The sequence below is a fragment of the Variovorax sp. PDC80 genome (genome assembly GCF_900115375.1).
Taxonomy (GTDB): Bacteria; Pseudomonadota; Gammaproteobacteria; order Burkholderiales; family Burkholderiaceae_C; genus Variovorax.
In genome coordinates this window covers 176,263-199,713 of sequence record NZ_FOWG01000014.1, presented here as the reverse complement: position 1 = coordinate 199,713, position 23,451 = coordinate 176,263, and the positions used below count along the sequence as shown (strand labels likewise).

Sequence of the window (23,451 nt, the reverse complement as noted above, 5' to 3'; positions counted from 1 at the left end):
CGTCGACCGTATCGGCGGCCTCGCGCCACGGCAACTTCGGAATGCGCATGTGCAAGCGCGCCGCCAGTGCGCGGCGTGGATCGATCCGCGCCTTCGTCGCGCAGCGAGATTGCTTGTGCGAAAACTTTCCTTTTCCGCCATGGCGGGGCCTTCGAAGATCGGCCGCAGCAAAAAACCGGCAACCGAAAAGAGAAAGCCATGCACACACGCAGTGTTCTTCGCGCCCTCGGCGCACTCGTTCTCGCCTCGACCGCGCTCTGGTCGCAGACCGTGGCCCTTGCCCAATCGCCGACCCTGCGCGTGGGCGTGCGCGGCGGTGTCGACGAGGAGATCTGGGAAGTGGTCACCAAGGTCGCCAGGCGCAACGGCCTCGAGGTCAAACCCGTGGTCATCACCGGCTCGGCCAGCCCCAACGAGGCGCTCAACAACGGCGACCTCGAGGCCAACTCGTTCCAGCACATCCCCTTCCTCAACGACCAGGTCAAGCAGCGCGGCTACAAGCTGGTCAGCGTGGGCAACACCTACATCTCGCCGATCGCCTTCTATTCGAAGAAGCACAAGGCCTTCAAGGACCTGCCCGACGGCGCCAAGCTCGGCATCCCCGACGACCCGAGCAACCAGACGCGCGCGCTGGTGGTGCTGCGCGACCAGGGCGTGCTCACCCTGCGCGAGGGCTTCGATCCCTTCAAGGGCACCGCCACGCTGGCCGACATCACCGGCTACAGGAAAAAGGTGCAGCTGGTGGAGGCCGCCTCGGTGGTGCTCGCGCGCTCGCTCGAGGACGTGGACGCCTCGGCCATCGTCAACACCTTCGCCTACCAGGCCGGCCTGATCGCCACGCGCGACGGCCTCGCGGTCGAGAAGAAGGAGAACAACCCCTACGTCAACATCATCGTGGTGCGCGAGAAGGACAAGAACGCGGCCTGGGTCAAGCCGCTGGTCCAGGCCTACCAGTCGGAGGAAGTGCGCCAGTTCATCCAGACGCGGTACCAGGGTTCGGTACTGCCCGTGTTCTGAGCGCCGCGGCAACGCCGGCATCGGCGCCGGCGCCGGCGCCGGCCCACATCGTCTTCGAGCAGGTCTCCAAGAGTTACGCGGGCGCGGCCGGCACGGTGGCGGCGCTCGAGGCGGTCTCGTTCGCCGTCGAGCGCGGCGAGGTCTTCGGCATCATCGGGCGCAGCGGCGCGGGCAAGTCCACGCTGCTGCGCACCATCAATGCGCTCGAGGCCGCGAGCGGCGGCACGGTGCGTGTCGACGGCGTGGACGTGGGCGGCCTCGACGAGGACGGCCTGGTCGCGCTGCGCCGGCGCATCGGCATGATCTTCCAGCACTTCAACCTGCTGTCGGCCAAGACCGTGCGCGACAACGTCGCGCTGCCGCTCAAGGTGGCGGGCGTGGAACCGAGGCGCGTCCGCGAGCGCGTGGACGAGCTGCTCGAGCTCGTGGGCCTGGCCGACAAGGCCGATGCCTGGCCGGCGCAGCTCTCGGGCGGGCAGAAGCAGCGCGTGGGCATCGCGCGCGCGCTGGTGCACCGGCCGCAGATCCTGCTGTGCGACGAGGCGACCTCGGCGCTCGATCCCGAGACCACGCAATCGATCCTCGCGCTGCTGCGCGACATCAACCGGCGCTTCGGCCTCACGGTGGTGCTGATCACGCACGACATGGCGGTGATCCGCGAGGTCTGCGACCGCGTGCTGGTGCTCGACCGCGGCCGCCTCGTCGAGCTCGGCGAAGTGTGGCGCGTGTTCGGCAAGCCGCGGGCCGAGGCCACGCGCGCGCTGCTGCAACCGCTGCTGCACGACCTGCCGGGCGACCTCGCGGCGGCGCTGGTGCCCGACGTCGAAGGCCTCGGAGGCATCCCGGGCCGGTCGGCCCTGCGGGTGCTGAGCCTGGGCTTCGACGGCGCCGCGCGGCCGCGGGGCCTGCCCTTCGAGGCACTGGCCGCGCTCGGCCCGGGCGCGACCTGGCTGCACGGTGGGCTCGACCGCATCCGCGGCCATGCGCAGGGCCGGCTGCTGGTGGCCGTGCCGGTGGGCGCGGACCCTTCTTTCGACATCGATGCCGCGCGCCAGGCGCTCGCGGCCGACCGCATCGAGGTCCTGGGCTATGTCCACGCCGCAGATTGACAAGTACGTCCAGGCCTTCTTCCAGACGCTGCTGATGGTGGGCATCTCGGCCTTCATCGCGATCGCGCTGGGGCTGGTGCTCGCGGTGGTGCTCACGGTGACGGCGCCGCGCAACCTCTATCCGCGGCCGCGCTTCCACCGGGCGCTGTCGATCGCGGTGAACGTCTGTCGCGCGATCCCGTTCATCATCCTGCTGATCGCGCTGCTGCCGGTCACGCGCTTCCTGGTCGGCACCACGCTCGGCACTTGGGCCGCGGTGGTGCCGCTGGCGGCCAACCTGATCCCGTTCTATGCGCGCATCGCGCAGGTCAGCCTCAACGACGTCGACGCCGGCCTGGTCGAGGCCGCGAGGGCCATGGGCTGCCGGCGCTGGCACATCGTGCGCCACGTGCTGCTGCCCGAGGCGCTGCCCGGGATCATCGGCGGCATGACGGTCAGCGTGATCGCGATGGTCAATGCCTCGGCCATGGCGGGCGCGGTGGGCGCGGGCGGCCTCGGCGACCTGGCGATCCGCTACGGTTACGAGCGCTACGAGACGCGCGTGATGTTCGAGGTGATCGTGATCCTGATCGCGCTGGTGTCGGTGATCCAGTTCGTCGGCGAGTGGCTGGCGCGGCGCGTCGACCATCGGCGCTGAACGCGCGGCGCATATCCATGCTCCGGAATGTTCTAAGCGAACGGGGCCCGGCTCGGCATCATGCGTGCAGCCGCCGCGGCAGGCGTCGCCGTTCTCCGATCCCGCGTTCCGGCCCGCCCCCGCTTTCCGCTTCCTCTTCTCCACCGCAGGCCGCCATCCCGTGTCCTCCTCTTCTGCTCCCCAGGGCACGCCATCGGCGGCCGATCCCTTCGCCGAGGATTTCGGCATCTTCACCGAGCCGGTGCTCGCGCTCGCGAACACCCTGGCCGCCAGCGCCGCCGAGCGCGACCGCGCGGGCGGCACGGCGCTGGCCGAACGCGCGCTGCTGCGCCGCAGCGGCCTGCTCACGCTCGCGATCCCCGCGGCCCATGGCGGCCAGCAGGCGGCCTGGCCGCTGATCTTCCGCATCCTGCGCCGGCTCGCGCAGGCCGACAGTTCGCTCGCGCACCTGTTCGGCTTCCAGCACCTGCAGGTGGCGAGCGTGCTGCTGTTCGGTTCCGAGGCGCAGCAGGCGCGCTTCCTCGGCGAGGCGGTGGAGAAGCGCTGGTTCTGGGGCAATGCGGTGAATGCGCGCGACACCCGGCTGCAGGCGGCGCGCACCGACGACGGCATCGAGATCGACGGCGTGAAGGGCTTCTGCTCGGGCGCCCCGGACTCCGACGTGCTCAATGTCTCGGTGGTGCTCGGCCCCGAGCCGACCGACCGGCTGTTCGCCGTGGTGCCGACCTCGCGCGCGGGCATCACGGTGCTCGGCGACTGGGACAACATGGGCCAGCGACAGACCGACAGCGGCAACGTCGAGTTCCGGCGCGTGCGCATCGCGCACGACGAGATCCTCGGCCCACCCGGCGTGGCCTCGAGCCCGCGCGCCACCCTGCGCAACCTGATCGGCCAGATCGTGCTGACCGAGATCTACCTCGGCAATGCCTTCGGCGCGTTGCGCGCCGCCATCGAGCACCTGCGCGCCCACACCCAGCCCTGGCCCATGGCCGGCGTGGAGCGCGCCGAGGACGACCGGCTGCTGCAGCTGCGCGCGGGCGAGATGTGGTCCGCGCTGCAGGCCGCCACGGCGCTGTCGAACCAGACCAACGAGCGCTTCCAGCAGGCCTGGGAGCAAGGCTTCGCGCTCACGGCCGACAGCCGCGGGGCGCTCGCGATCGACGTGGCCGCCGCGCGCACGCAGGCCGCGCGCACGGCGCTGCACGTCACCTCGCAGATCTTCGAGCTGGTGGGCGCGCGCGGCACCGCCTCGAAGCACAACCTCGACCGCTACTGGCGCAACGTGCGCGTGCACACGCTGCACGACCCGCTCGACTACCGGCACCAGGGCATCGGCGCCTGGCTGCTCGCGGGGGACGTGCCCAATCCCTATGGCTATGGTTGAAGCCGGGCGGCGGGCTGCCCGCCGCGTTCAGCTCTTGCCGACGCGGTAGAAGGTCGGCGGCGGCGTGCCGTTGACCGCGAAGGCGCCGACCTGGCGCTCGCGGTAGACGCGCGGGTTGTGCGAGGAGATGGTGCGCGCGTTGCGCCAGTAGCGGTCCAGCCCGTGGGTGCGCAGCGTGGCCGAGGCGCCGAGCGCGTCGAACAGCTCGGTGCTCGCGTCGAGCACCAGCCGCGTGACGACCGAGACCGCCTGGTCCACCTCCACGTGCGCGGCGGCCGCGGCGGCGGCGCGCGCCTCGTCGGGCAGCGCGCCGTCGAGGTGCGCATCGTGCGCGCGCTGCAGCGCGCCGGCCGCCTGCAGCACGATCGCGCTCGCGCCATAGGCCGCGCTGCGGCCGCGGCCCACCACCTGCAGGATCTGCGGATCGTCGGACACGCGCGCGGCATTGCCGTGGCTGTAGCTGCGGTCGCGCTCGCGCACGCGCTGCGCGAGGTCGTCACTCGAGGCGCGCGCGATGCCGGCCAGCGAGGCCAGGTGCACGGTCTGGAAGTAGGGCGAGGCGTAGGGAAAGCGCAGCTTGCTCGGGTTGACCCACAGCGGATCGATCGCCACGTCCTCGAAGGTGGCGGTGCCGCTCGCGGTGAGCGCCTGGCCGAAGCCGTCCCAGTCGTCCAGCACCTGCACGCCCGCGGCCTGGCGCGGCACCGAGATCATCGTGGGCTGGCCTTCGTCGTCGTCGGCCACGGCGTTGATCCAGTCGGCGAACAGCGAACCGGTGGTGTAGAACTTGCGCCCGTCGAGCCGCAGCCCGCGCGGCGTGGCGCGCAGCCGGGTCGAGAAGGCGCCGACCTTGGCGTCGCCGGTCTCCGAGAAGCCCGAGCCCACGAGCTCGCCCGCGGCGAGCCGCTCGAGCCAGTGCGTGCGCCACGGCGACTCGGGCGCGAGCAGCACGTCCTCGGTGAAGCCGAAGTGCGCGCGCAGGGCGTTGACCACGTTGGTGTCGGCCGCGCCGAGCTCGGTCAGCAGCGCGAACAGCTCGACCAGGCTGGCGTCGGCGCCGCCGCGTTCGACCGGCAGGCGCAGCCGCGCGAAGCCGGCTTCGCGCAGCCAGCCGATCTCCTCGTGCGGCAGCTGGTGCGCGAGATCGCGCGCCACCGCGCCCTCGCGGATGCGCGCGAACACGGCGCGGAACGGCTGCGCGAGTTCGTCGTAGCGCGCGCTGGGCGGTGCGCCCCAGGGATGGTCGATGGCGGAGGTGGGGAGCGTCATGCGGGGGAAGAGAGAAGAGGGGGAGGGGGAAGGCCGGCGCGATTCTGGGACGCGCATCGGCCGCGCGGAACGAACGATTGCGCACATCCATATGCGGCCCTTCCCATGGCCGCCGCGCATGCCTGCCATGCGCGCGGCGCACCCCGTACGGCGCATAGACGAAGTTCGCAGAAGCACATGCGAAAGTCGAGGTTCACGCGCCGCGCACGGCGCGCAGAATGGCCGCAGCCCTAGTCTGCACACGCGCAGCCCGCCGGCCGCGCCATCCATCCCATGCCCCAAACCCCCCTCAAGATCGTCGCCCTGTCCGGCGGCCTGCAACGCCCCTCGCGCACCCTGGTGCTGGTCGAGGAGCTGATCGAAGGCATCGCCCAGGCGATCCCGGTCGAGAGCCGCGTGATCGAGATCGGCAACCTGGTGCCGCAGTTCGGCGCGGTGCTCTACCGCCCGCAACTGCCGGCCGCGGTCGAGGAAGCCCTCGTGGCCCTCGAGTCGGCCGACCTGGTGATCGCCGCCAGCCCCGTGTTCCGCGGCGCCTACAGCGGCCTGTTCAAGCACTTCCTCGACTTCGTGCACCACGATGCGCTGATCGACAAGCCGGTGCTGCTGGCCGCGACCGGCGGCAGCGAGCGCCATGCGCTGGTGATCGATCACCAACTGCGGCCGCTGTTCAGCTTCTTCCAGTCGCACACGTTGCCGATCGGCGTCTACGCCACCGACCGCGATTTCGAGAACTACCAGGTGCGCAGCGAACTGCTGCGCGCGCGCATCGCGCTGGCGGTCTCGCGCGCGCTGCCGGTGCTGCGGCAATTGCAGCCGCAGGCCGAGCGCGCCGCCGCGCCGCGGCCGCAGCTGCACGCGGTGGCCTGAAGCCGGGCCGCGCCCGGTCGGGGGTCAATGCACCTTCGGAAAGCCGTGGCGCTCGGCCAGCAGCGCGAGGATGCGGCGCGTGTCGGTCACGAAGCGCAAGGCGCCGAGCGACTGCGCGTCGGCCGGTGCCGGCGGCTCGTCGCCGAACACCAGCACCGGCAGGCTCTGGTGCGCCTCGTCGAGCACCGCCACCACGGCCGCGCGCGGGCGCGGGAACGGCAGCCGGTGCACCTCGAGGCGCGCGGCCTGTTCGGGCGCCGAGGCCAGCAGCCCCTCGATGGGCAGGCCGTCGGGGCAGACGAAGGCGTCGCCCGGGTGCTTGTCGTCGGTGAAGCCTGCCTCGAGCAGGAAGAGTCGGTCGCGGCTCATGCGAGAAATCCTTTGGAAGTCGGTGAAATGAAGAACCCAACAATGGAGCGAAGCCGCTCGCGGGCGAACGAAGAAAAGCACATGTGCATATCCGCATCGCGCGCTTGCGTTGCGGTGGTGGAGGCACGGCGATGAGCGAATCCACCGAATTCCTCTGGTACGTCCCCAACCAGGTCGTGGCCGGCCATCGCGGCGATGCCGCCGTCGAGGGCCACAACAGCCTCGACACGCTGACCCGCCATGCCCTGGCGCTCGAGGCGCACGGCTGGAAGGGCGCGCTGCTCGGCGCCGGCTGGGGCCGGCCCGACACCTTCACGGTGGCGACCGCGCTGGCCGCACGCACCACCACCTTCGAGCCGCTGATCGCGATCCGCCCCGGCTACTGGCGGCCCGCCCAGTTCGCATCGGCCGCGGCCACGCTCGACCATCTGAGCGGCGGCCGGGTGCGCATCAACATCGTCTCGGGCAAGGACCAGCTTGCGGCCTATGACGACAGCGAGGGCGACCCCGAGCAGCGCTATGCGCGCACGCGCGAGTTCATCCACCTGGTGCGCCGGCTCTGGACCGAGGAGGGCGTGACGTACCGCGGCGAGCACTTCGGCGTGGAGAACGCCACCGTGCAGCCGCGCATCGAGGTGCGTGGCTCGCGGCGCCATCCGACGATCTATTTCGGCGGCGCCTCCGAGGCGGCCGAGCGGGTGTCGGCGACCGAGGCCGACGTGCAGTTGTTCTGGGGCGAGCCGCGCGACGGCATCCAGGAACGCATCGAGCGGCTGAAGGCGTTGAGCCGCAGCCTCGACCGCGATCTTCCGCCGCTGCGCTTCGGCCTGCGGGTCACGACGCTGGTGCGCGACACCACCGAGGAGGCCTGGGCCGATGCCGAGGCCAAGGTGGCGCAGATGGCGCGCGGCGCGGCGCCCGGCGAGCCCGATCGCGCGCAGGCCGTGGGCCAGCGCCGGCTGCTGCAGCTGCACGAGCGCGGCGAGGTGCTCGACGACAACCTCTACACCACGCCCGGCAAGTACGGCGGCGGCGGTGCCGCCACCACCTGGCTCGTGGGCTCGGCGCAGGACGTCGCGCGCTCGCTGCGCAAGTACCAGGCGCTGGGCATCACGCACTTCGTGCTGTCCGACACGCCCTACCTCCACGAGATCCGCCGGCAGGGCGAGCAACTGCTGCCGCTGCTGCGCGATGCCGCCGCATAACCCTTCCTCATCGCCATGACCTCTACTTCTTCCAGCGGGCCCGGCCCGCGCTTCGGCATCTGGGCGCTGGTGCACGGCAGCCGTGCCGCGCTGCAGGATCCCGACGAACCCTACGACGCCTCCTGGCGGCGCAACCGCGCGCTGGTGCTCGAGGCCGAGCGGCTCGGTTTCGACTCGGTGCTGGTGGCGCAGCACACGGTCAATCCGCACGATGGCGAGAGCGCGCAGCTCGAGGCCTGGACGGCGGCCGCGGCGCTGGCCGCGCTGACCTCGCGCATCGAGATCATCGCGGCCATCAAGCCTTACCTCTATCACCCCGCGGTGCTCGCGAAGATGGCGCTGGGCATCGAGGAGATCAGCGGCGGGCGCTTCGCGATCAACCTCGTCAATGCCTGGAACCGGCCCGAGCTCGAGCGCGCCGGCATTCCCTTCGCCGAGCACGATGCGCGCTATGCCTATGGCCGCGAATGGATCGAGGTGGTGGAGTCGCTGTTGCGCGGCGAGCGCACGCGCTTCGCGGGCGAGCACTTCAAGCTCGACGACTACCGGCTGAGCCCGGCGGGCCTGCACCGCGCGAGGCCACGCATCTACGTGGGCGGCGAGTCGGAGCCGGCGCGCGCGCTGGTGGCCGATCGCGGCGACACCTGGTTCATCAACGGCCAGCCGCTGGCCGACGTGCAGGCGCTGATCGCCGACCTGCGGCGCCGCGAGCGCCCGGCCGGCTGGGCGCCGCTGCAGTTCGGACTCTCGGCCTTCGTGGTCGCGCGCGAGACCGACGAGGAGGCGCGCGCCGAGCATGCGCGCCTGCTCGCGCTCGCGGCGCTCGACGCGCCGCTGCGCGCGGCCAACAAACCCAACATCGATCCCAAGGCCGTGATGTTCCAGACCGCGCAGAAGTCGCCGCGCGTGGGCTCGAACGGCGGCACCGCGGCCGAGCTCGTGGGCAGCTACGACAGCGTGGCGCGCCGCATCGAGGCCTTCCATGCGGCCGGCATCGAGCTGTTCATGCTGCAGTTCCAGCCCTTCGAAGCGGAGATGCGACGCTTCGCCGATCATGTGCTGCCGCGCGTGGCCGGCGCGGCCGCGCGATCGCTCGAAGCACGCGCGGACGCCGCCCTGGCCTGAGAGCGTCCATTTCGAGAAAGAGAAGCGTCCCATGTCCATCGCATCCCTTGTCGCCATTCCCGGCCGTCACTCGGACCGGCGCCGCGCGCTGCTGCTGGGCCTGGCCTCGGCCGCCGTCGCGCCCGCTGCCGTGGGCGCCGCCGATCCCGCGCTCGCTGCGCTGCAGTCGGCGATCGACGGCCCGCAGCGCAGCGCGGCCAACCGCGCGCGCGATGGTGCGCGGCATCCGCTCGAGACGCTGTCCTTCTTCGGCCTGCGGCCCGACTGGTCGGTGGTCGAGATCGCACCGGGCGGCGGCTGGTACACCGAGATCCTCGCGCCCTTCCTGAAAGCCCGCGGCCGCCTCTACGCGGCCCATGCGCCGGCCGACGGCACGCCCGAGCAGCAACGTGCCCGCGCGGCCTTCGCGAAGAAGCTCGCGGACGATCCCGCCCACTACGGCCGCGTGGTGCTCGGCACTTTGCCTACCGACCGCTTCACCGACATCCATCCGCCCGGTGGTGCCGACGCGGTGCTGACCTTCCGCAACATCCACAACTGGATCGCCGACGGCCATTTCGACGAGACCTTGCGCGCCTTCTTCGACGTGCTCAAGCCCGGTGGCGTGCTCGGCGTGGAGGAGCACCGCGCGCTGCCCGGCACGTCGTTGGCACGGACCATCGACAGCGGCTACGTGGCGCAGGACTTCGTGATCGCGCGCGCCCGCGCGGCCGGCTTCGTGTTCGACGGCGAGAGCGAGATCAACGCCAATCCGCGCGACACGCACGACCATGCGAACGGCGTCTGGGCGTTGCCGCCGACCCTGCGCGGGGGCGACGTCGATCGCGCGAAGTACCTCGCCATCGGCGAATCGGACCGCATGACGCTGCGCTTCGTGAGGCCGCGGCGCGGGCCGGCGCGCACATAGGAAAAGCGCATAAGCAAGCGCGCGCAGCGCATTCGACAAGCGGCGGGCCGCGGTTCAGCATCGCGGCCTCTACCGACTTGCTTCGAGGTGTGCTCTTGTCTTCCGGATCCGATTTCTCCCTGCGCCGCCGCCAGGTCGTGCCCACGCTGCTGGCGCTGGCCGCCGCGCTTTCGCTGCCCGCCAGATCCTGGGCGCAGACCGCCTTGCCCAAGGAGGTGAAGATCGGCTTCCAGAAGGGCTCGGCCGTGCTGGTGCTGGTGCTGGCGCGCAAGCAGCAGGTGGTGGAGAAGCGCCTCAAAGCGCTGGGCGTAGGCAGCGTCAAGTGGGTCGAGTTCCAGTTCGGCCCGCCGATGCTCGAGGCGCTGGGCGCGGGCGTCATCGACCTGGGCTCGGTCGGCGACACGCCGCCGGTGTTCGCGCAGGCCGGCGGCTCCGACCTCGTCTATGCGGCCGCCACGCCCTCGGCGCAGCATGCGGTGCTGGTGCCGAAGAACTCGCCGATCCGTACGCTGGCGGACTTGAAGGGCAAGAAGGTCGCCTTCGGCAAGGGCTCGAGCGCGCAGAACGTGACGATCAAGGCGCTGGCCACCGCGGGCCTGGGCTTCCAGGACATCCAGCCCACCTACCTGTCGCCGGCCGATGCCACCGCCGCCTTCAATGGCGGCAACATCGACGCCTGGGTGGTCTGGGATCCCTACTACGCGATCGCCGAGGAGCGCTATGGCGCCCGCGTCGTCGCCGACACCACCGACAAGCGGCTCACCAGCGCCTCGTACTACATGGCCGGCCGCGACTTCGCCACGCGCCATCCCGCGGTGCTGGCGGCCGTGCTCGACGAACTGCGCCTGCTCACCGTCTGGTCGGGCCAGCACCGCGACGAACTGGCCGCCATCGCGGCCGAGGCCACGGGCATCGACGTCAAGCCCTGGTCGGCCGCTTTCGCGCGCGCGGAGTTCTCGCTCGGGCCCGTGACCGAGGCGCACATCGCGCAACAGCAGCAACTGGCCGATGCCTTCCTGGCGCTGGGGATCATTCCGCGGCGGATCCATGTGCGGGAGATCGTCTGGCGGGCGCCTGGGGTGTTCTGACGGGGCCTGCGGATTCGCAGGGGCCCGCCGCACGCATGACGTGCGTACCATGTCGTTCCCGATGCGCATCGCGAGCGCTCGTCGTGACACATGGAGGTGCGGATGGAAGCAGGCTGGTTGGCTGGCGCGCTTTGGGACCCGATCGCATTGGCCGTGCTCGCGGCCGTCCTGCTGGTTTCGAGCATTCCCCGAGAAAGATACTGGAGCGCGCTGCTGGCGGAGTTCTCGACCCTCTGGGTCCTGCTGAGCTACGGTGTTCTAGTCGGCATGGCGCTCATCGGCGTACCCGTGCTGTTCGCGATGGCACGCCGGGGTTGGGGAACCGTTCCGGGGCTGATGGCGATCTCGGTTCCGATCTCGCTGCTCTTTCTTGTCGCATTGACGGCCCTGTCCCGGCGGCTTGTCCTCGATGCGGCGTTGACCATCCTGGCCATGCACCTCGTGCTGTCACTTGGATTCGGGGTCGCGGCCGGACTTCCCTGGCGGCGGAAGACGCCTCCATCGCGGATGAGCGATTCCTGATCTGGCCCGTGGCCGTTGTGGGTGCCGGTGACTTCCTCGCGCATGTCACCGGCGCAGGGCACGGCACCTGACGTATCGCCTTGCAGTACCGCGTGGGTTTCATTCCGAGGGAGGGCGCGGCGGGGCATAGATTGGCCGTCTGCTGCCGACGACATCGACGCTCCTCACCCGCCACAGCCCATGGAAGCGCTACCGATCCTCATCTTCATCGTTGGCCCGCCTCTGGCGACCTTCCTGGTGAGCGTGATCTATTTTCGAGCGGCGGAGCACTACTCGCCCGGTACGCGGCTGTTGGTTTCGCTGCACGGCGTGGCGCTCACGTGCTGGTTCATCGTGGCGATCTGCATGAACGTCCTGGGGTTCACTGGCGCGAAGTTCCAGTTTGTTTTCTACGCGGCGCTGTTCATTCCGTCGGCCTTGGCGCTGTATTCGATCTTCAGGTTCGAGGGCGGTGCCATTCACCTGCTGCAGATCGTCAACCTTGTGTGCGCGCTTGCCATGATGATCTTGGCTCCGTTGATCGTCGGGGGCCTGTGAACAGGTCGTTGCGACTCGCGGCTCGCCGTCGTCCTCGGTCGGCTTGACGCGCGCGTCAGATGCAGGTTGAGGCGATCGCTGCGGCTCAGCGGTCAGCCTCTCCGGCCCCTTCGGCAATCTTGTAGAGCAGCCGCAGAAACGTCTCCCGATCCTCCGCGCCGAGGCCGGCGCACACCTCTTCGTCGATCGAGCGCAAGACCTCCCGACCCGGTTCGAGCAGTGCCTCGGCATGGGCGGTCAGCATGACGAGGCTGCTGCGCCAGTTGTCGGGCGAAGGCTCTCGCCGTATCAACCCGTCGCGCTCCATGCGCGCCAGCAACTGCGCCATGGTCGGCTGCTCGACGCCGGCGCTCACGGCCAGTTCCTTCTGCGTGAGCTTCGCGCCGTCCTTCAAGGCGACGAGCACCGGCAACTGCGCCGTCTTGATGCCGAGCGGCGACAGCCGCAGCTCGACCAGGCGATGGATCATCCGCGCGACTCGACTGAGCGCCAGCGTCGGCATGGCCCGCGGTTGCCACGCTTCAGTCATCGATGGCACCTCTTGACATAGCATCCTATCTCTTTAACATAGGAGGCTATGTTATCAACGAAATCGATCCCATGAAAGCGCCACGCATTGCCATCGTCGGTGCCGGCCCGGGCGGGCTTTGCGCAGCAAACCTGCTGCATCGCGCGGGGTGGCCGGTCACGGTCTTCGAAGGGGATGCGGCGTTCGATGCGCGCGACCAGGGCGGCACGCTCGATCTTCATCCCGACGGCGGGCAACTGGCCTTGGCCAAGGCCGGCCTGCTCGAGGATTTCCTTGCGGTGGCGCGCCATGAGGACCAGGGGCAGCGGGTGCTCGACCACGCGACCGGCGCGGTGCTGCGCGAGGAGATTCCCGAGGAGGGCACCGGAGACCGACCCGAGATCGATCGCGTGCTGCTGCGCCAATTGCTGTTGCGGCCGCTGGGCGAGGGCGTGGTGCGATGGGGCGAACCCGTCGACGCAGTGCTGAGCGATGACAGCGGCGCCCATTTCCTGCGGCTGCGCGACGAGGTCGCGGGTCCCTTCGACCTCGTGATCGGTGCCGATGGCGCCTGGTCGCGGGTGCGCTCGGCGCTGGCCGAGCAGCAGCCCACCTACACGGGCGTCACCTTCGTGGAGCTGTGGTTCTCCCAGGTGGACGAGCGACATGCGGCGCTGAGCGAGCGGGTCGGGCGTGGATCCGTGTTCTCGCTGCACGACGGCGCGGGCCTCTTCGCGCAGCGCAATGGCGGTGGTGCGATCCGCGTCTACGCCGCCTTCCGCAGTCGTGAGTCGGACACCGATCGTCCGGACAAGGCGCTTGCCGGCATCACCCTGGCCGAGCTGCGCACGCGCTTCGAAGGATGGTCGCCTGCCTTGCTCGATCTCATCGACAAGGCCGACCGGATCGCCGCCATCCGTCCGATCGTCGCGCTGCCGGTCGACTTCCGCTGGACGCACAAGCCCGGGCTCACGCTGCTCGGCGATGCGGCGCACGTGATGCCGCCGATGGGGGAGGGCGTGAACCTCGCGATGCTCGACGCCGCGGAACTGGCCGAGTCGCTGATCGGCGCCGCCGATTGGCGCCAAGCGACCGCAGCGTACGAACTCGCCATGCTGGAGCGAAGCAACAGGATCGCGAGCGAAACCCGCGAGGCCTTCGCGCAGTGGTTCTCCGCCGAGGGCGCACAGAGCCTGCTGGCGCACATGGACCAAAGGCGCGCGGGGGAGTGAGAGAGACCCCGCGCGCAAGCGCGCCTCAGGTGCGCAGCGCCGTCACCTCGATCTCGATCTTCATGCGCGGATCGGCCAGCCCCGCCGAGATCATCATCGCCGCGGGGCGCACCTCGCCGAAGTACTTGCGCAGCACCGGCCAGCAGGCCTCGAACTCGGCGCCGTCGGGCAGTACGTAGGTCACGCGCACCACGTCGCGCAGGTTGGCGCCGGCCTCCTGCAGCGCCGCCTCGATGTTCTTCAGGCATTGCTCCGCCTGTTCGACCACGTCGTCCGAGATGGTCATGGTGCGGTAGTCGAAGCCCGTGGTGCCCGAGACGAACACCCAGTCGCCCGCGACGACGGCGCGCGAGTAGCCGATCTGTTGTTCGAAGGTGGAGCCGGAGCTGATGAGCTTTCTGGTCATGGGGGCCTTTGCGAAATTGGTGGGTGGGGGCCGGGGACGGCGGCTCGACTCTACCGGCCGGGGGCCAGGCCCGTTTTCCGCCGGGCTCGTCATCCTCTAAAATGAGAACCATTCTTATTAATCCGATGCCCCCGTTCCCCGGGGCACCGGCCAGAGGTCCTCTTGGCGTTCACCGAAGCCGCATCCGCTCAGCCCGTCGAAGTCCTGTACAGCGACCACCATGGTTGGCTGCGCGGCTGGCTGCGCAAGCGCTTGGGCAATGCCTTCGATGCGGCCGACATCGCGCACGACACCTACCTGCGCATCCTCTCGACCGGCCGCGTGCCGCAGCCCGAGGAGTCGCGCCGCCACCTGACGCAGATCGCCAATGGCCTGGTGATCGACCTGTACCGGCGCCGGCAGATCGAGGCCGCCTACCTCGAGGCCATCGCCTGCATGCCCGCGGCGCTGGCGCCCTCGGAGGAGGAGCGCGCGCTCGCGGTCGAGGCGCTGGTCGAGGTCGACACCATCCTGCACGGCCTGCCGGCCAAGGCGCGCACGGCCTTGCTGCTGTGCAGGCTCGAGGGGCTGAGCTACCGCGAGATCGCGCAGCGGCTGAATGTCAGCGTCTCCTCGGTCGAGAAGTACGTCGCGGCCGGCCTGCAGGCCTGCTACCGGGTGATGCATGGCTGACGTGCGCATGAACCCGAGCCCCGCGCTGCCGGGTCCGCTCGATCCCGCCGTGGTGCGGCGCGCGGCCGAATGGATGGCGCGGCTCTGGTCGGGCGAGGCCAGCGACCAGGACCGTGCGGCCTGCGAACGCTGGCGCGCCCAGCATCCCGACCATGAACGCGCCTGGAACCGGCTGCAGTCCTTCGAGGACAAGCTCCATGCCCTGCCGCGCGAAGCCGCGCGCCACGCGCTGCGCGAGCCGGTGCGCACGGGCCGGCGCCGCGCGCTGCAATTGCTGGGGCTGACGGCCGCCGTCGGTGGCATCGCCGCGGCCCTGCGCGGCACCGAGGCCTGGCAGCTCGCCGCGTCCGACCACAGCACGCGCACCGGCGAGATCCGCGAGATCGCGCTGCCCGACGGCACGCGCGTGGTGCTGGGCACGGCCACCGCCATCGACCTGCGCTTCGACGCGCACGAACGCCGACTGGTGCTGCGCGCCGGCGAGATCCTGGTGACCACCGCCCCCGATCCCGCCAGCGCGCACCGCCCGTTCCGCGTCCACAGCCGGCAGGGCAGCGTGGAGGCGCTGGGCACGCGCTTCATCGTGCGGCAGGAGGCCGAGGCCTCGCGCGTGGCCGTGTTCGAGGGCGCGGTGGCGGTGCGGCCGGCGCGAGCGCCCGAGGCCGTGGTGCGCGTGGGCGCGGGGCAGGGCACCGTGTTCTTCGCCGACCGTGCGCAGGCGCCCGATGCCGTGGCCGACAGCGCGGCCGCCTGGACCCGCGGCGTGCTGGTGGCCGAGGACATGCGCGTCGCCGATTTCGTCGCCGAGCTGGCGCGCTACCGGCCCGGCGTGCTGCGCTGCGATCCCGAGGTGGCCGAGCTGCGCGTGACCGGCGTGTTCTCGCTGCGCGACACCGACCGCGCGCTCGAGAACCTCGCGCTCGCGCTGCCGGTGTCGGCGGCCTACCGCACGCGCTACTGGGTCACCGTGCGGGCCCGGTAGGCGGGCCGACGCCGGTGCCTGCGAACGGCGGCTGAAACTTTTTTCGTTTTTTTTGCGTTGCCGCTTGAGGTTCCGCCTTTCTCGTCCGGAAGACATGGGAGCACCAGACATCTTCCGAACTGAAAGGACCCCCGTCATGGCGAAACGCCTCCCGCAGCGCCCCCTCCCTCCACGCAGTCCGAGGCGCGCCGTCCCGATGACCGCGCCGAGCCGCCTCGCGGCCGCGCTCTGGATGGGGCTCGCGCTCGGCGCGACGACCGTCGGCCTCGCGCAGGCCCAGCCCGCGGGCCAGGCCGCGGCCGATGCCAGGCGCGGCTTCAACATTCCCGCCGGCCCGCTCGATCGCGCGCTCGGCAGTTTCGCGAGCGCCGCGGGCGTCGAGCTGTCGGTCGATGCCAGCCTGCTGCGTGGCCGCAGCAGCGCCGGCCTGGCGGGCAGCTTCACGGTGCGCGAAGGCTTCACCGAGCTGCTGCGTGGCCATGGCCTGCAGGCCGTGCGCCAGGCCAATGGCAGCTTCACGCTCGATGTGGCACCCCCGCCGCCAGCGCCGACCGACGCGGGCGAGGTGCAGGCCGGCCACGGCATGCTGCCCGAGGTGCGCGTGCACGACAGCGCGCCACCCGAGACCGCCACCGGCCCGGTGGTCGGCTATGTCGCGAAGCGCAGCGCCAGCGGCACCAAGACCGATGCCTCGCTGCTGGAGACGCCGCAGCTCGTGAACGTGGTGACGCGCACGCAGATGGACGACCAGGGCGCGCGCACCGTGGCCGAGGCGCTGCGCTACACGGCCGGCGTGCTGGCCGAGCCCAACGGCTTCGACGTGCGCTACGACTGGAACTACATCCGCGGCTTCAACACCTTCGGCACCCAGTGGCTCGACGGCCTGCCGCTGCCCGGCGATCCGGCCAGCTATGCGGTGCCGCGCATTCCGGGCTATGCGCTCGAGCGTGTCGAAGTGGTCAAGGGGCCGGCCTCGGTGCTCTACGGCAAGGCCATTCCCGGTGGCCTGGTGAACCAGGTGACGAAGCGGCCGCAGGCGGTCGCGCAGCGCGAGGTGCGGCTGTCGGCCACCCACTTCGGCGGCGCCGAGCTCGCCACCGACCTCACGGGTCCGCTCGACGAGGACGGCAAATTCCTCTACCGGCTGATCGCGCTGCGGCGCGATGCGCACACGCAGGTCGACCTGGAGCGCGACCGCCAGACCATGATCGCGCCCAGCCTCACGTGGCGACCGTCGGCCGACACCTCGCTCACCGTGCAGGCTCACTACCAGAAGGACGATCCGCGCATGAGCCCGCGCTTCTACCCGGTGGTGGGCTCGCATGTGCCGAGCCCTCTGTTCGGCTACATCCCGCGCAGCCTGTACCTGGGCGAGCCGTCGACCGACAGCTTCAACCGCAGCTACAAGTCACTGGGCTACAGCTTCGAGCACCGCTTCAACGACACGGTCTCGGTGCGCCAGAACCTGCGCTACGGCCATGCCGCGCAGGACATGTTCCTGGTGCGCGTGCATCCCTTCAATGCCTACCGGCCCGACGGCCACACGCTCAACCGCGTCTCGGCGATCTCCGACGACGACATCCGCTCGCTCTCCGTCGACACCCAGCTCGAGGCGCGCCTGCGCACCGGCCCGCTCGCGCACACGCTGCTGGCCGGCGTCGACCACCTGCGCGGCAAGCTGTCCTTCAACTTCGCCAACAGCGCCATCGGCGTGCCGCCGCTCGACGTGCTGAACCCGGTCTATGGCCTGCCGGTCACGCGGCCGACCAGCTACACCAACTCGACCTTCCAGGCGGTGCGCCAGACCGGGCTGTACCTGCAGGACCAGATCCGCTGGGGCCGCGCCATCGCCACGCTGGGCCTGCGCCACGACCGCTCGTCCATAGACACCACCAACCGCATGCTGGCCGCGCGACCGGTGGTGCCGACCGAGGACTCGGCCACCACCGGCCGCATCGGCCTGGGCTACGTGTTCGACAACGGCGTCGCGCCCTATGCGAGCTATTCCACCTCGTTCCTGCCGGTCACCGGCGTGGACCGCTACAACCAGCCGTTCCGCGCGCAGAAGGGCCGGCAGTTCGAGCTCGGCCTGAAGTACGAGCCGACCGGCGGCTGGGGCTTCATGACCGCGTCGCTCTACCAGAACGACCTCGAGAACAGCCTCACGCCCGACCCGATGGACTCGCAGCGCTCGGTGCAGTCGGGCCGCCAGCGCCTGCGCGGCCTCGAGCTCGAGGCCAAGGCCGAGCTCACGAAGCGGCTCAGCATGATCGCGGCCTACTCGTACACCGACTCCGAAGTGCGCAGCAGCAACGACCGCAACCAGCTCGGCCGCCCCACGCTGCGCACGCCGCGGCACCAGGCCTCGGCCTGGCTCGATTACCGCTTCGAGAGCGTGCCCGGCCTGCAGGCCGGCATCGGCGCGCGCTACATGTCGGCCTACGACACCGCCGGCACCTACGACCCCTACCTGCGCGTGCCCGCGCTGTTCCTGTGGGACCTCGGCGCCTCCTACGACCTCGGCCTGCTCGGCGATGCCTGGAAGGGCGCGCGGCTGCGGCTGACGGTGGCCAACGTGTCGGACCGGCGCTATGTCTCGCACTGCCTGATGCTGGCCGGCTCGCCCTGCAACTACGGCGCGCGCCGCACCGCCACCGCCACGCTCTCGTACGCCTGGTGATGGCGGCGCTCGCGGGTATTTGCACGCTGCTCGGCGCGCTGTGCGTGTACCGGGCCGCGCCGCATCAGCGGCTTGGCGGCGCCGTGTCGAAGCCGCGCGCGTGGCGCGGCATCGGTGGCGTGCTGGTCGCGCTCGGTGCGTGGCTGTTCTGCCGCGCGCTGCAGCCGGCGGCCGGCCTCTTCAGCGCGCTCACGCTCGTGATGTGCGCGTGGATCGCGCTGCCGTACGCCACCGCGCTGCGGCGCTCGCCGAGCGAGGACCGCCGTGGCGCGCGCTGAGGACCGGAGCGGCGCGACCTGGTGCGGGCTCGCGTTCGCGGGCGCGCTGCCCGGCTTCGCGCTCGCGATCGCGCTGTCGGGCCTGTTCGCCTGGCTCGGGCCGGGCGGCATGGCGCCGCTCAACAAGTACCAGTTCAACATGTGGATCGTGCCGCCGCTGTGGCTGGGCATCTGCTCGGCGGCGTTCATGTTCCGCTCGGCCCTGCGTGCCTGGGCCTGGCTGGGTGGCGCCACCGCCGTGGCGGGCGCGATGCTGTTCGCCGTGCGCCATCTCTCGGGCTGAGCCATGCGCGCCGACACCCTTCGCACCTACAAGACGGTCCACACCTGGACCGGCATCGTCGCGGGCCTTGCGCTCTTCATCGCCTTCTATGCCGGCGCCCTGACCATGTTCAAGGGCCCGCTCGACCGCTGGGCCACGCCGCCCGCCGTGGCGGCGGCGCCGTCGCCGGGCGCCGATGAACTGATCGCGCAGACGCTGGCCGCGCGGCCCGATGCGCGCGCGGATTTCACCTTGCATCGGGCGCGCCACGGCGCGCCCGAGCGCATCGAGTGGAAGGCGCGCGGCGAGGAGAGCGGCTGGCGCGCCAGCTTCGCGCCCGACGGCACGCTGCGCATCGCACCTGACGCGCCAGCTGGCCTCGGCCAGTTCATCGACGTGGTGCACCGCACCGTCGCGCTGCCGGTAGACCTCGAGACCGGCACGCTGGTCATGGCCATCGTCAGCGCGCTCTATGCGCTGGCGATCGTCTCGGGCGTGGTCGTGCTGTGGCCGACGCTGGTGAAGGACTTCTTCGCCTTGCGCGTCGGGCGCAACCTCAAGCGCATGTGGCTCGACGCGCACAACGTGATCGGCATCGTGAGCCTGCCGTTCCATCTGGTCATGGCGCTGAGCGCGGTGGTGTTCGGCATGCACGACCTGATCTACGACGCGCAGAAGGCCGCGGTCTACGGCGAGCCACGCTTCGAGCAGATCTGGAAGGCCAGCGGCCCCTTCAGCGCGATCCGCCCCGATCCCGCGCCGGCCGCGCTGCTGCCGCTGCCCGCGCTCGAGGCGCGCGTGCGTGCGCAGGCCGAGGGCTTCGTGCCGCACACGTTGCGCTTCCGTGGTGCCGGCACGGCCGGTGCCGCGGTCTGGATCGCGGGCGACATGCCGTGCTGCATGACGCGCCAGGCGCAGGGTTCGTTCGTGCTGGCGAGCGCGGTCGACGGCCGGCTGCTGCACACCGAGTACCTGGCGGGGCAGCAATCGGGCTGGATGGCCTCGGTCTCGGCCTTCTTCGCGCTGCATTTCGGCGCCTATGGCGGCGGCACGGTGCGCTGGGGCTACTTCTTCCTCGGGCTGGCCGGGGCCTTTCTCTTCTATTCGGGCAACCTGCTGTGGGTGGAGTCGCGCCGGCGGGCCGAGCGCGGCGGGGTGCCCGTCGAGCAACGCCGCTCGAGTCGGTGGATGGCCGCGGGCACGGTCGGCGTGTCGCTGGGCTGCATGGCCGCGCTGTCGCTCACGGTGGCGGCCGAGAAGTGGCTGTGGGCCTGGCAGGGCGAGGTGCTGGCGCCGTGGCGCGAGCAGGTCTATCACGCGGTGTTCCTGGGCAGCGTGGCCTGGGCCCTCCTGCGCGGCGCTTCGCGGGGCGCCGTCGAGCTGCTCTGGCTGGCCGCGGCCGCGACCTTGGCGGTGCCGCTGACCAGCATCGCCGGGTGGCTGCTGCCGTCCTCGGGGTCGTGGCTGCGCGCCGATACGCTGGGCGTGGACGCCATCGCGCTGCTCGGCGCCGGTGCCTTTGCCTGGATGGCGCTGCGCACGGCGCGCCGCATGCGCGAGGGGCCGGCGGACAGCGTCTGGGCGGCGCCTGCACCTCGGCCGGCAGGCTGAGCCCGGAACGCGCTCGCGCCGGGCGCGGCAACGGCGCGCTTTCCGCAGGCCCGCCACGCCGCTGTCCGACAAGCCCGGGATGTCCCCAAACTGTAAATTCCTGTGTCAGCGAACCGGATTCTTCGGTTATTTTCCCTGCCGACCCGGCGGGGCCCGGTCGCAACAACGAGGAGCAAACGCGTGAGGCATTGGTGGCTGGCGGCGGGTCTTTCAGTGGCGGGCAGCCTGGCGTGGGCGCAGCCCGCATGGTTCACCGTGGTCGGCGATCCGCTCGACAAGGCGGCCGACACGGTGCAGGTCGACCCCAACCGCATCGCGGCACCGCCGCCCGCGGAAGGCGAGGCCGCGCCCGAGAAGCCGCTGATCGAGATGAATGTGCGCGTGAACCGCTCGGGCCCGCGCTTCAACTGGGACCGCGTCCCCTACCGCTCGTACGAATCGCGCGTGGTCTTCGACTGCCACGCGAAGAGCGCGACCTATGTGCAGGCGCGCTTCTATGCCGAGCCGCTGTGGCGCGGCGAGCCGCACCAGATCGCCGACTACAGCGCGGCGCCGAAGCCGATGCGTTTTCTCGACATGACGCCGAATCCGACGGCGCGGATCGTGCGGGCGGCTTGCCGGATGCGGGCGAGCTGAGCAGTGCGGGTTGCCGACCGACCGGCATGATTTGTCAACGTAAGCTATTGATGGGATTGAAGTTTCGAGTATTTCTTGGGTAAGGTGATAAAAAGGAAGCGACACCAAGGCACCCATGAAACTCGAGGATCGCATGCACCCGCCATCGCGCGCGCACGAGGGGCGCACTTGCTGCGATCTGGTGTTGCCCACCACCGGTGTAGCGACCTTCATCCGCGACCTCGCGCTCAAGTTCGGTGTGAGTTACACCATCACCCCCACGGATCGATGGGCAGAGACGGCCACGCTGCTGGCGGGTGACGAGGCCCGCTCTGGCGAGGTCCAGGATCTGCTGATCTCACTGAAGCGGGCGGGCAAGCTCTCCACCCAGGACATGGCTACCTTGCTGGTCAACCATCTGCGCGAGCAGAAGCTGCGTGTTCGATCCGTTGAGGATGTTGCCAAGCGAGGATGATCGGTAACGGGACTACCGCATCGACCCCGACGTATGAAGCAGTCCCCATTCCGTCGTCGGCCCGTGCCATGACCGCCAATGCACGCAGCCGCCAACGGGTTTCCCCGCGGCGGCTGCATTGCCCCTCGAGGGGGCGCTCAATCAGCGAACGAAACGTCGAGCCGCTTACTTCGCCGTAGGCATCACGAACTCCGCCCCCTTCGGCGTGCTCTCGGGCCAGCGCTGCATGATCGACTTCTGCTTGGTATAGAAGCGCACGCCTTCCTCGCCATAGGCGTGCATATCGCCGAACAGCGAGCGCTTCCAGCCGCCGAAACCGTGCCAGGCCATCGGCACCGGGATCGGCACGTTGATGCCGACCATGCCGACCTGGATGCGGCGGCCGAATTCGCGGGCCACGTTGCCGTCGCGGGTGAAGCAGCTCACGCCGTTGCCGAATTCGTGGTCATTGACGAGGTCGACGGCGTCCTTGAAGTTGGCGACGCGCACGCACGACAGCACCGGGCCGAAGATCTCTTCCTTGTAGATGCGCATCTCGGGCGTGACGTGGTCGAACAGGGTGCCGCCCATCCAGAAGCCGTCGTCGCAGCCCTTGCCGGCCTTGGCGCCGTCGAACTGGCGGCCATCGACCAGCAGCTTCGCGCCTTCCTTCTCGCCCTGGGCGATGTAGCCGGTGATGCGCTCGTGCGCGGCGCGCGTGACGATCGGGCCCATCTCGGCCTCGAGGTTCTCGCCGTCGAGCACCTTCAGGGTCTTGGTGCGCTCGATCAGCTTCGGCATGATCTTCTCGGCCGCGTCGCCCACCAGCACCGCCACGCTGATCGCCATGCAGCGCTCGCCGGCCGAGCCGTAGCCCGCGCCGATCAGCGCGTCGACCGCCTGGTCGATGTCGGCGTCGGGCATGACCACCATGTGGTTCTTGGCGCCGCCCAGGGCCTGCACGCGCTTGCCGTGGCGCGCGCCGGTCTCGTAGATGTAGTTGGCGATCGGGGTCGAGCCCACGAAGCTCACGGCCTTGACGTCGGGATGCTCGAGCAGCGCGTCGACCGCGGCCTTGTCGCCCTGCACCACGTTGAACACGCCGTCGGGCAGGCCGGCCTGCTTGAGCAGCTCGGCGATGCGCAGCGAGGGGCTCGGGTCGGTCGGGCTGGGCTTGAGGATGAAAGTGTTGCCCGCGGCGATCGCCACCGGGAACATCCACATCGGCACCATCACCGGGAAGTTGAAGGGCGTGATGCCCGCGACCACGCCCAGCGGCTGGCGCAGGGTCCAGTTGTCGATGCCGGTCGAGACCTGGTCGGTGAAGTCGCCCTTGAGCAGCTGCGGAATGCCGCAGGCGAACTCGACGATGTCGATGCCGCGGCTGACCTCGCCCTGCGCGTCGGTGAACACCTTGCCGTGCTCGGCGGTGATCAGGTGGGCCAGTTCGTCCTTGTGTTCGTTGAGCAGCTGCAGGAACTTGAACATCACGCGTGCGCGGCGGATCGGCGGCGTGTCGGCCCAGGCCGGGAAGGCGGCCTGCGCGGCGGCCACGGCGGCGGCGACCTGGCTGGCGTCGGCCAGGCCGGCGCGGCCGGTGACGGCGCCGGTGGCGGGGTTGGTCACGTCCTGCGTGCGGCCCGAGGTGTTGGCGACGGCCTGGCCGGCGATGTAGTGATCGATGGACTGGATGGGCATGGTGCGTGTCTCTC

General features: G+C 70.5%; 25 protein-coding genes. 20 read left to right on the top strand and 5 right to left on the bottom strand.

Features of this window, described 5'->3' with window-relative positions; translation table 11 throughout:
- Nucleotides 1–198 precede the first annotated feature (198 nt).
- The 4 genes from BM109_RS33085 to BM109_RS33070 all read left to right on the top strand — a co-directional run bounded on the left by BM109_RS33085 (nucleotide 199) and on the right by BM109_RS33070 (nucleotide 4,147).
- Nucleotides 199–1,017, top strand: a complete 819-nt coding sequence (locus tag BM109_RS33085; protein WP_093352595.1) for a MetQ/NlpA family ABC transporter substrate-binding protein — start codon at nucleotides 199–201, stop codon at nucleotides 1,015–1,017.
- Nucleotides 1,014–2,126 carry a methionine ABC transporter ATP-binding protein gene (locus BM109_RS33080; RefSeq protein WP_093352700.1) on the top strand — a complete coding sequence of 371 codons (1,113 nt, stop codon included), beginning with the start codon at nucleotides 1,014–1,016 and terminating at the stop codon, nucleotides 2,124–2,126. Before BM109_RS33085 ends, BM109_RS33080 begins: the two co-directional genes overlap by 4 nt.
- The gene (locus BM109_RS33075) at nucleotides 2,107–2,763 is read left to right on the top strand and encodes a methionine ABC transporter permease (protein WP_093352592.1); all 657 of its coding nucleotides are present in this window, start codon (nucleotides 2,107–2,109) and stop codon (nucleotides 2,761–2,763) included. The genes BM109_RS33080 and BM109_RS33075 overlap by 20 nt, the downstream gene beginning before the upstream one ends.
- Nucleotides 2,764–2,923: 160 nt before the next feature.
- Entirely contained in the window at nucleotides 2,924–4,147 is a 1,224-nt protein-coding gene (locus tag BM109_RS33070; protein ID WP_256222926.1) for an acyl-CoA dehydrogenase family protein, read from the top strand.
- 27 nt (nucleotides 4,148–4,174) lie between these two features.
- On the opposite strand, the gene BM109_RS33065 is transcribed toward BM109_RS33070, so the two are convergent.
- A complete protein-coding gene (locus BM109_RS33065) occupies nucleotides 4,175–5,416 on the bottom strand; it encodes an acyl-CoA dehydrogenase family protein (protein ID WP_093352590.1) in 1,242 nt (413 codons plus the stop codon).
- Between the two features lie 273 nt (nucleotides 5,417–5,689).
- Between BM109_RS33065 and msuE the strand changes: the two genes are divergently transcribed.
- On the top strand, nucleotides 5,690–6,286 hold the full coding sequence (msuE, locus tag BM109_RS33060) for an FMN reductase (protein ID WP_093352586.1): 597 nt from the start codon (nucleotides 5,690–5,692) through the stop codon (nucleotides 6,284–6,286).
- Between the two features lie 24 nt (nucleotides 6,287–6,310).
- Here the strand turns inward: msuE and BM109_RS33055 are convergent, their stop codons facing one another.
- Complete coding sequence (locus BM109_RS33055; RefSeq protein WP_057591200.1) at nucleotides 6,311–6,655, bottom strand: DUF3088 domain-containing protein; 345 nt, start codon at nucleotides 6,653–6,655, stop codon at nucleotides 6,311–6,313.
- A 131-nt stretch (nucleotides 6,656–6,786) separates the two neighbouring features.
- Here BM109_RS33055 and BM109_RS33050 point away from each other — a divergent pair, with 131 nt between their 5' ends.
- The 6 genes from BM109_RS33050 to BM109_RS33025 all read left to right on the top strand — a co-directional run bounded on the left by BM109_RS33050 (nucleotide 6,787) and on the right by BM109_RS33025 (nucleotide 12,039).
- The gene (locus tag BM109_RS33050) at nucleotides 6,787–7,860 is read left to right on the top strand and encodes an LLM class flavin-dependent oxidoreductase (protein ID WP_093352584.1); all 1,074 of its coding nucleotides are present in this window, start codon (nucleotides 6,787–6,789) and stop codon (nucleotides 7,858–7,860) included.
- 15 nt (nucleotides 7,861–7,875) lie between these two features.
- Complete coding sequence (locus tag BM109_RS33045) at nucleotides 7,876–8,985, top strand: LLM class flavin-dependent oxidoreductase (RefSeq protein ID WP_093352581.1); 1,110 nt, start codon at nucleotides 7,876–7,878, stop codon at nucleotides 8,983–8,985.
- A 31-nt stretch (nucleotides 8,986–9,016) separates the two neighbouring features.
- Nucleotides 9,017–9,892 carry a class I SAM-dependent methyltransferase gene (locus tag BM109_RS33040; RefSeq protein WP_093352694.1) on the top strand — a complete coding sequence of 292 codons (876 nt, stop codon included), beginning with the start codon at nucleotides 9,017–9,019 and terminating at the stop codon, nucleotides 9,890–9,892.
- A 95-nt stretch (nucleotides 9,893–9,987) separates the two neighbouring features.
- A complete protein-coding gene (locus BM109_RS33035) occupies nucleotides 9,988–10,980 on the top strand; it encodes a sulfonate ABC transporter substrate-binding protein (protein WP_256222924.1) in 993 nt (330 codons plus the stop codon).
- A gap of 102 nt (nucleotides 10,981–11,082) precedes the next feature.
- A complete protein-coding gene (locus BM109_RS33030) occupies nucleotides 11,083–11,502 on the top strand; it encodes a hypothetical protein (RefSeq protein ID WP_143129304.1) in 420 nt (139 codons plus the stop codon).
- Between the two features lie 180 nt (nucleotides 11,503–11,682).
- A complete protein-coding gene (locus BM109_RS33025) occupies nucleotides 11,683–12,039 on the top strand; it encodes a hypothetical protein (RefSeq protein ID WP_093352576.1) in 357 nt (118 codons plus the stop codon).
- Between the two features lie 85 nt (nucleotides 12,040–12,124).
- Here the strand turns inward: BM109_RS33025 and BM109_RS33020 are convergent, their stop codons facing one another.
- Nucleotides 12,125–12,568: a MarR family winged helix-turn-helix transcriptional regulator gene (locus BM109_RS33020; RefSeq protein WP_256222923.1), complete on the bottom strand. Its 444-nt coding sequence runs from the start codon at nucleotides 12,566–12,568 to the stop codon at nucleotides 12,125–12,127.
- Between the two features lie 71 nt (nucleotides 12,569–12,639).
- Here BM109_RS33020 and BM109_RS33015 point away from each other — a divergent pair, with 71 nt between their 5' ends.
- Entirely contained in the window at nucleotides 12,640–13,779 is a 1,140-nt protein-coding gene (locus BM109_RS33015) for an FAD-dependent oxidoreductase (RefSeq protein ID WP_177239524.1), read from the top strand.
- A 25-nt stretch (nucleotides 13,780–13,804) separates the two neighbouring features.
- On the opposite strand, the gene BM109_RS33010 is transcribed toward BM109_RS33015, so the two are convergent.
- Complete coding sequence (locus BM109_RS33010; protein WP_093352571.1) at nucleotides 13,805–14,185, bottom strand: RidA family protein; 381 nt, start codon at nucleotides 14,183–14,185, stop codon at nucleotides 13,805–13,807.
- A gap of 162 nt (nucleotides 14,186–14,347) precedes the next feature.
- Between BM109_RS33010 and BM109_RS33005 the strand changes: the two genes are divergently transcribed.
- From BM109_RS33005 to BM109_RS32970, 8 genes are all read left to right on the top strand, one after another.
- On the top strand, nucleotides 14,348–14,857 hold the full coding sequence (locus BM109_RS33005; protein ID WP_093352567.1) for a sigma-70 family RNA polymerase sigma factor: 510 nt from the start codon (nucleotides 14,348–14,350) through the stop codon (nucleotides 14,855–14,857).
- Entirely contained in the window at nucleotides 14,850–15,839 is a 990-nt protein-coding gene (locus BM109_RS33000) for a FecR domain-containing protein (protein ID WP_256222922.1), read from the top strand. The genes BM109_RS33005 and BM109_RS33000 overlap by 8 nt, the downstream gene beginning before the upstream one ends.
- A gap of 196 nt (nucleotides 15,840–16,035) precedes the next feature.
- Nucleotides 16,036–18,519, top strand: coding sequence for a TonB-dependent siderophore receptor (locus BM109_RS32995; RefSeq protein WP_093352565.1), 2,484 nt, complete (start codon nucleotides 16,036–16,038; stop codon nucleotides 18,517–18,519).
- Nucleotides 18,519–18,797 (top strand): hypothetical protein, encoded by a 279-nt coding sequence (locus BM109_RS32990; RefSeq protein WP_093352562.1) that lies wholly within the window; start codon nucleotides 18,519–18,521, stop codon nucleotides 18,795–18,797. Before BM109_RS32995 ends, BM109_RS32990 begins: the two co-directional genes overlap by 1 nt.
- The gene (locus tag BM109_RS32985; RefSeq protein ID WP_093352560.1) at nucleotides 18,784–19,080 is read left to right on the top strand and encodes a hypothetical protein; all 297 of its coding nucleotides are present in this window, start codon (nucleotides 18,784–18,786) and stop codon (nucleotides 19,078–19,080) included. Before BM109_RS32990 ends, BM109_RS32985 begins: the two co-directional genes overlap by 14 nt.
- Nucleotides 19,081–19,083: 3 nt before the next feature.
- Nucleotides 19,084–20,670: a PepSY-associated TM helix domain-containing protein gene (locus tag BM109_RS32980; protein ID WP_093352557.1), complete on the top strand. Its 1,587-nt coding sequence runs from the start codon at nucleotides 19,084–19,086 to the stop codon at nucleotides 20,668–20,670.
- Between the two features lie 180 nt (nucleotides 20,671–20,850).
- Entirely contained in the window at nucleotides 20,851–21,306 is a 456-nt protein-coding gene (locus BM109_RS32975) for a surface-adhesin E family protein (protein ID WP_256222920.1), read from the top strand.
- A 115-nt stretch (nucleotides 21,307–21,421) separates the two neighbouring features.
- Nucleotides 21,422–21,760: a hypothetical protein gene (locus tag BM109_RS32970; protein WP_143129302.1), complete on the top strand. Its 339-nt coding sequence runs from the start codon at nucleotides 21,422–21,424 to the stop codon at nucleotides 21,758–21,760.
- A 165-nt stretch (nucleotides 21,761–21,925) separates the two neighbouring features.
- Here BM109_RS32970 and BM109_RS32965 read toward each other — a convergent pair whose 3' ends face one another.
- Nucleotides 21,926–23,437 (bottom strand): CoA-acylating methylmalonate-semialdehyde dehydrogenase, encoded by a 1,512-nt coding sequence (locus BM109_RS32965; protein ID WP_093352553.1) that lies wholly within the window; start codon nucleotides 23,435–23,437, stop codon nucleotides 21,926–21,928.
- Between the last annotated feature and the right edge of the window lie 14 nt (nucleotides 23,438–23,451).

Excerpts from the sequence above, each read along its gene's own strand:
- BM109_RS33000 (WP_256222922.1), top strand. The coding sequence starts at position 14,850 with ATGGCTGACGTGCGCATGAACCCGAGCCCCGCGCTGCCGGGTCCGCTC.
- BM109_RS33075 (WP_093352592.1), top strand. The coding sequence starts at position 2,107 with ATGTCCACGCCGCAGATTGACAAGTACGTCCAGGCCTTCTTCCAGACG.
- BM109_RS33045 (WP_093352581.1), top strand. The coding sequence starts at position 7,876 with ATGACCTCTACTTCTTCCAGCGGGCCCGGCCCGCGCTTCGGCATCTGG.
- BM109_RS32995 (WP_093352565.1), top strand. The coding sequence starts at position 16,036 with ATGACCGCGCCGAGCCGCCTCGCGGCCGCGCTCTGGATGGGGCTCGCG.
- BM109_RS33010 (WP_093352571.1), bottom strand. The coding sequence starts at position 14,185 with ATGACCAGAAAGCTCATCAGCTCCGGCTCCACCTTCGAACAACAGATC.
- BM109_RS33065 (WP_093352590.1), bottom strand. The coding sequence starts at position 5,416 with ATGACGCTCCCCACCTCCGCCATCGACCATCCCTGGGGCGCACCGCCC.
- BM109_RS33050 (WP_093352584.1), top strand. The coding sequence starts at position 6,787 with ATGAGCGAATCCACCGAATTCCTCTGGTACGTCCCCAACCAGGTCGTG.
- BM109_RS32980 (WP_093352557.1), top strand. The coding sequence starts at position 19,084 with ATGCGCGCCGACACCCTTCGCACCTACAAGACGGTCCACACCTGGACC.
- BM109_RS33030 (WP_143129304.1), top strand. The coding sequence starts at position 11,083 with ATGGAAGCAGGCTGGTTGGCTGGCGCGCTTTGGGACCCGATCGCATTG.
- BM109_RS33085 (WP_093352595.1), top strand. The coding sequence starts at position 199 with ATGCACACACGCAGTGTTCTTCGCGCCCTCGGCGCACTCGTTCTCGCC.
- BM109_RS33015 (WP_177239524.1), top strand. The coding sequence starts at position 12,640 with ATGAAAGCGCCACGCATTGCCATCGTCGGTGCCGGCCCGGGCGGGCTT.
- BM109_RS33040 (WP_093352694.1), top strand. The coding sequence starts at position 9,017 with ATGTCCATCGCATCCCTTGTCGCCATTCCCGGCCGTCACTCGGACCGG.
- BM109_RS33025 (WP_093352576.1), top strand. The coding sequence starts at position 11,683 with ATGGAAGCGCTACCGATCCTCATCTTCATCGTTGGCCCGCCTCTGGCG.
- BM109_RS32970 (WP_143129302.1), top strand. The coding sequence starts at position 21,422 with ATGAAACTCGAGGATCGCATGCACCCGCCATCGCGCGCGCACGAGGGG.
- BM109_RS32990 (WP_093352562.1), top strand. The coding sequence starts at position 18,519 with ATGGCGGCGCTCGCGGGTATTTGCACGCTGCTCGGCGCGCTGTGCGTG.
- BM109_RS33020 (WP_256222923.1), bottom strand. The coding sequence starts at position 12,568 with ATGACTGAAGCGTGGCAACCGCGGGCCATGCCGACGCTGGCGCTCAGT.
- msuE (WP_093352586.1), top strand. The coding sequence starts at position 5,690 with ATGCCCCAAACCCCCCTCAAGATCGTCGCCCTGTCCGGCGGCCTGCAA.
- BM109_RS33055 (WP_057591200.1), bottom strand. The coding sequence starts at position 6,655 with ATGAGCCGCGACCGACTCTTCCTGCTCGAGGCAGGCTTCACCGACGAC.
- BM109_RS32965 (WP_093352553.1), bottom strand. The coding sequence starts at position 23,437 with ATGCCCATCCAGTCCATCGATCACTACATCGCCGGCCAGGCCGTCGCC.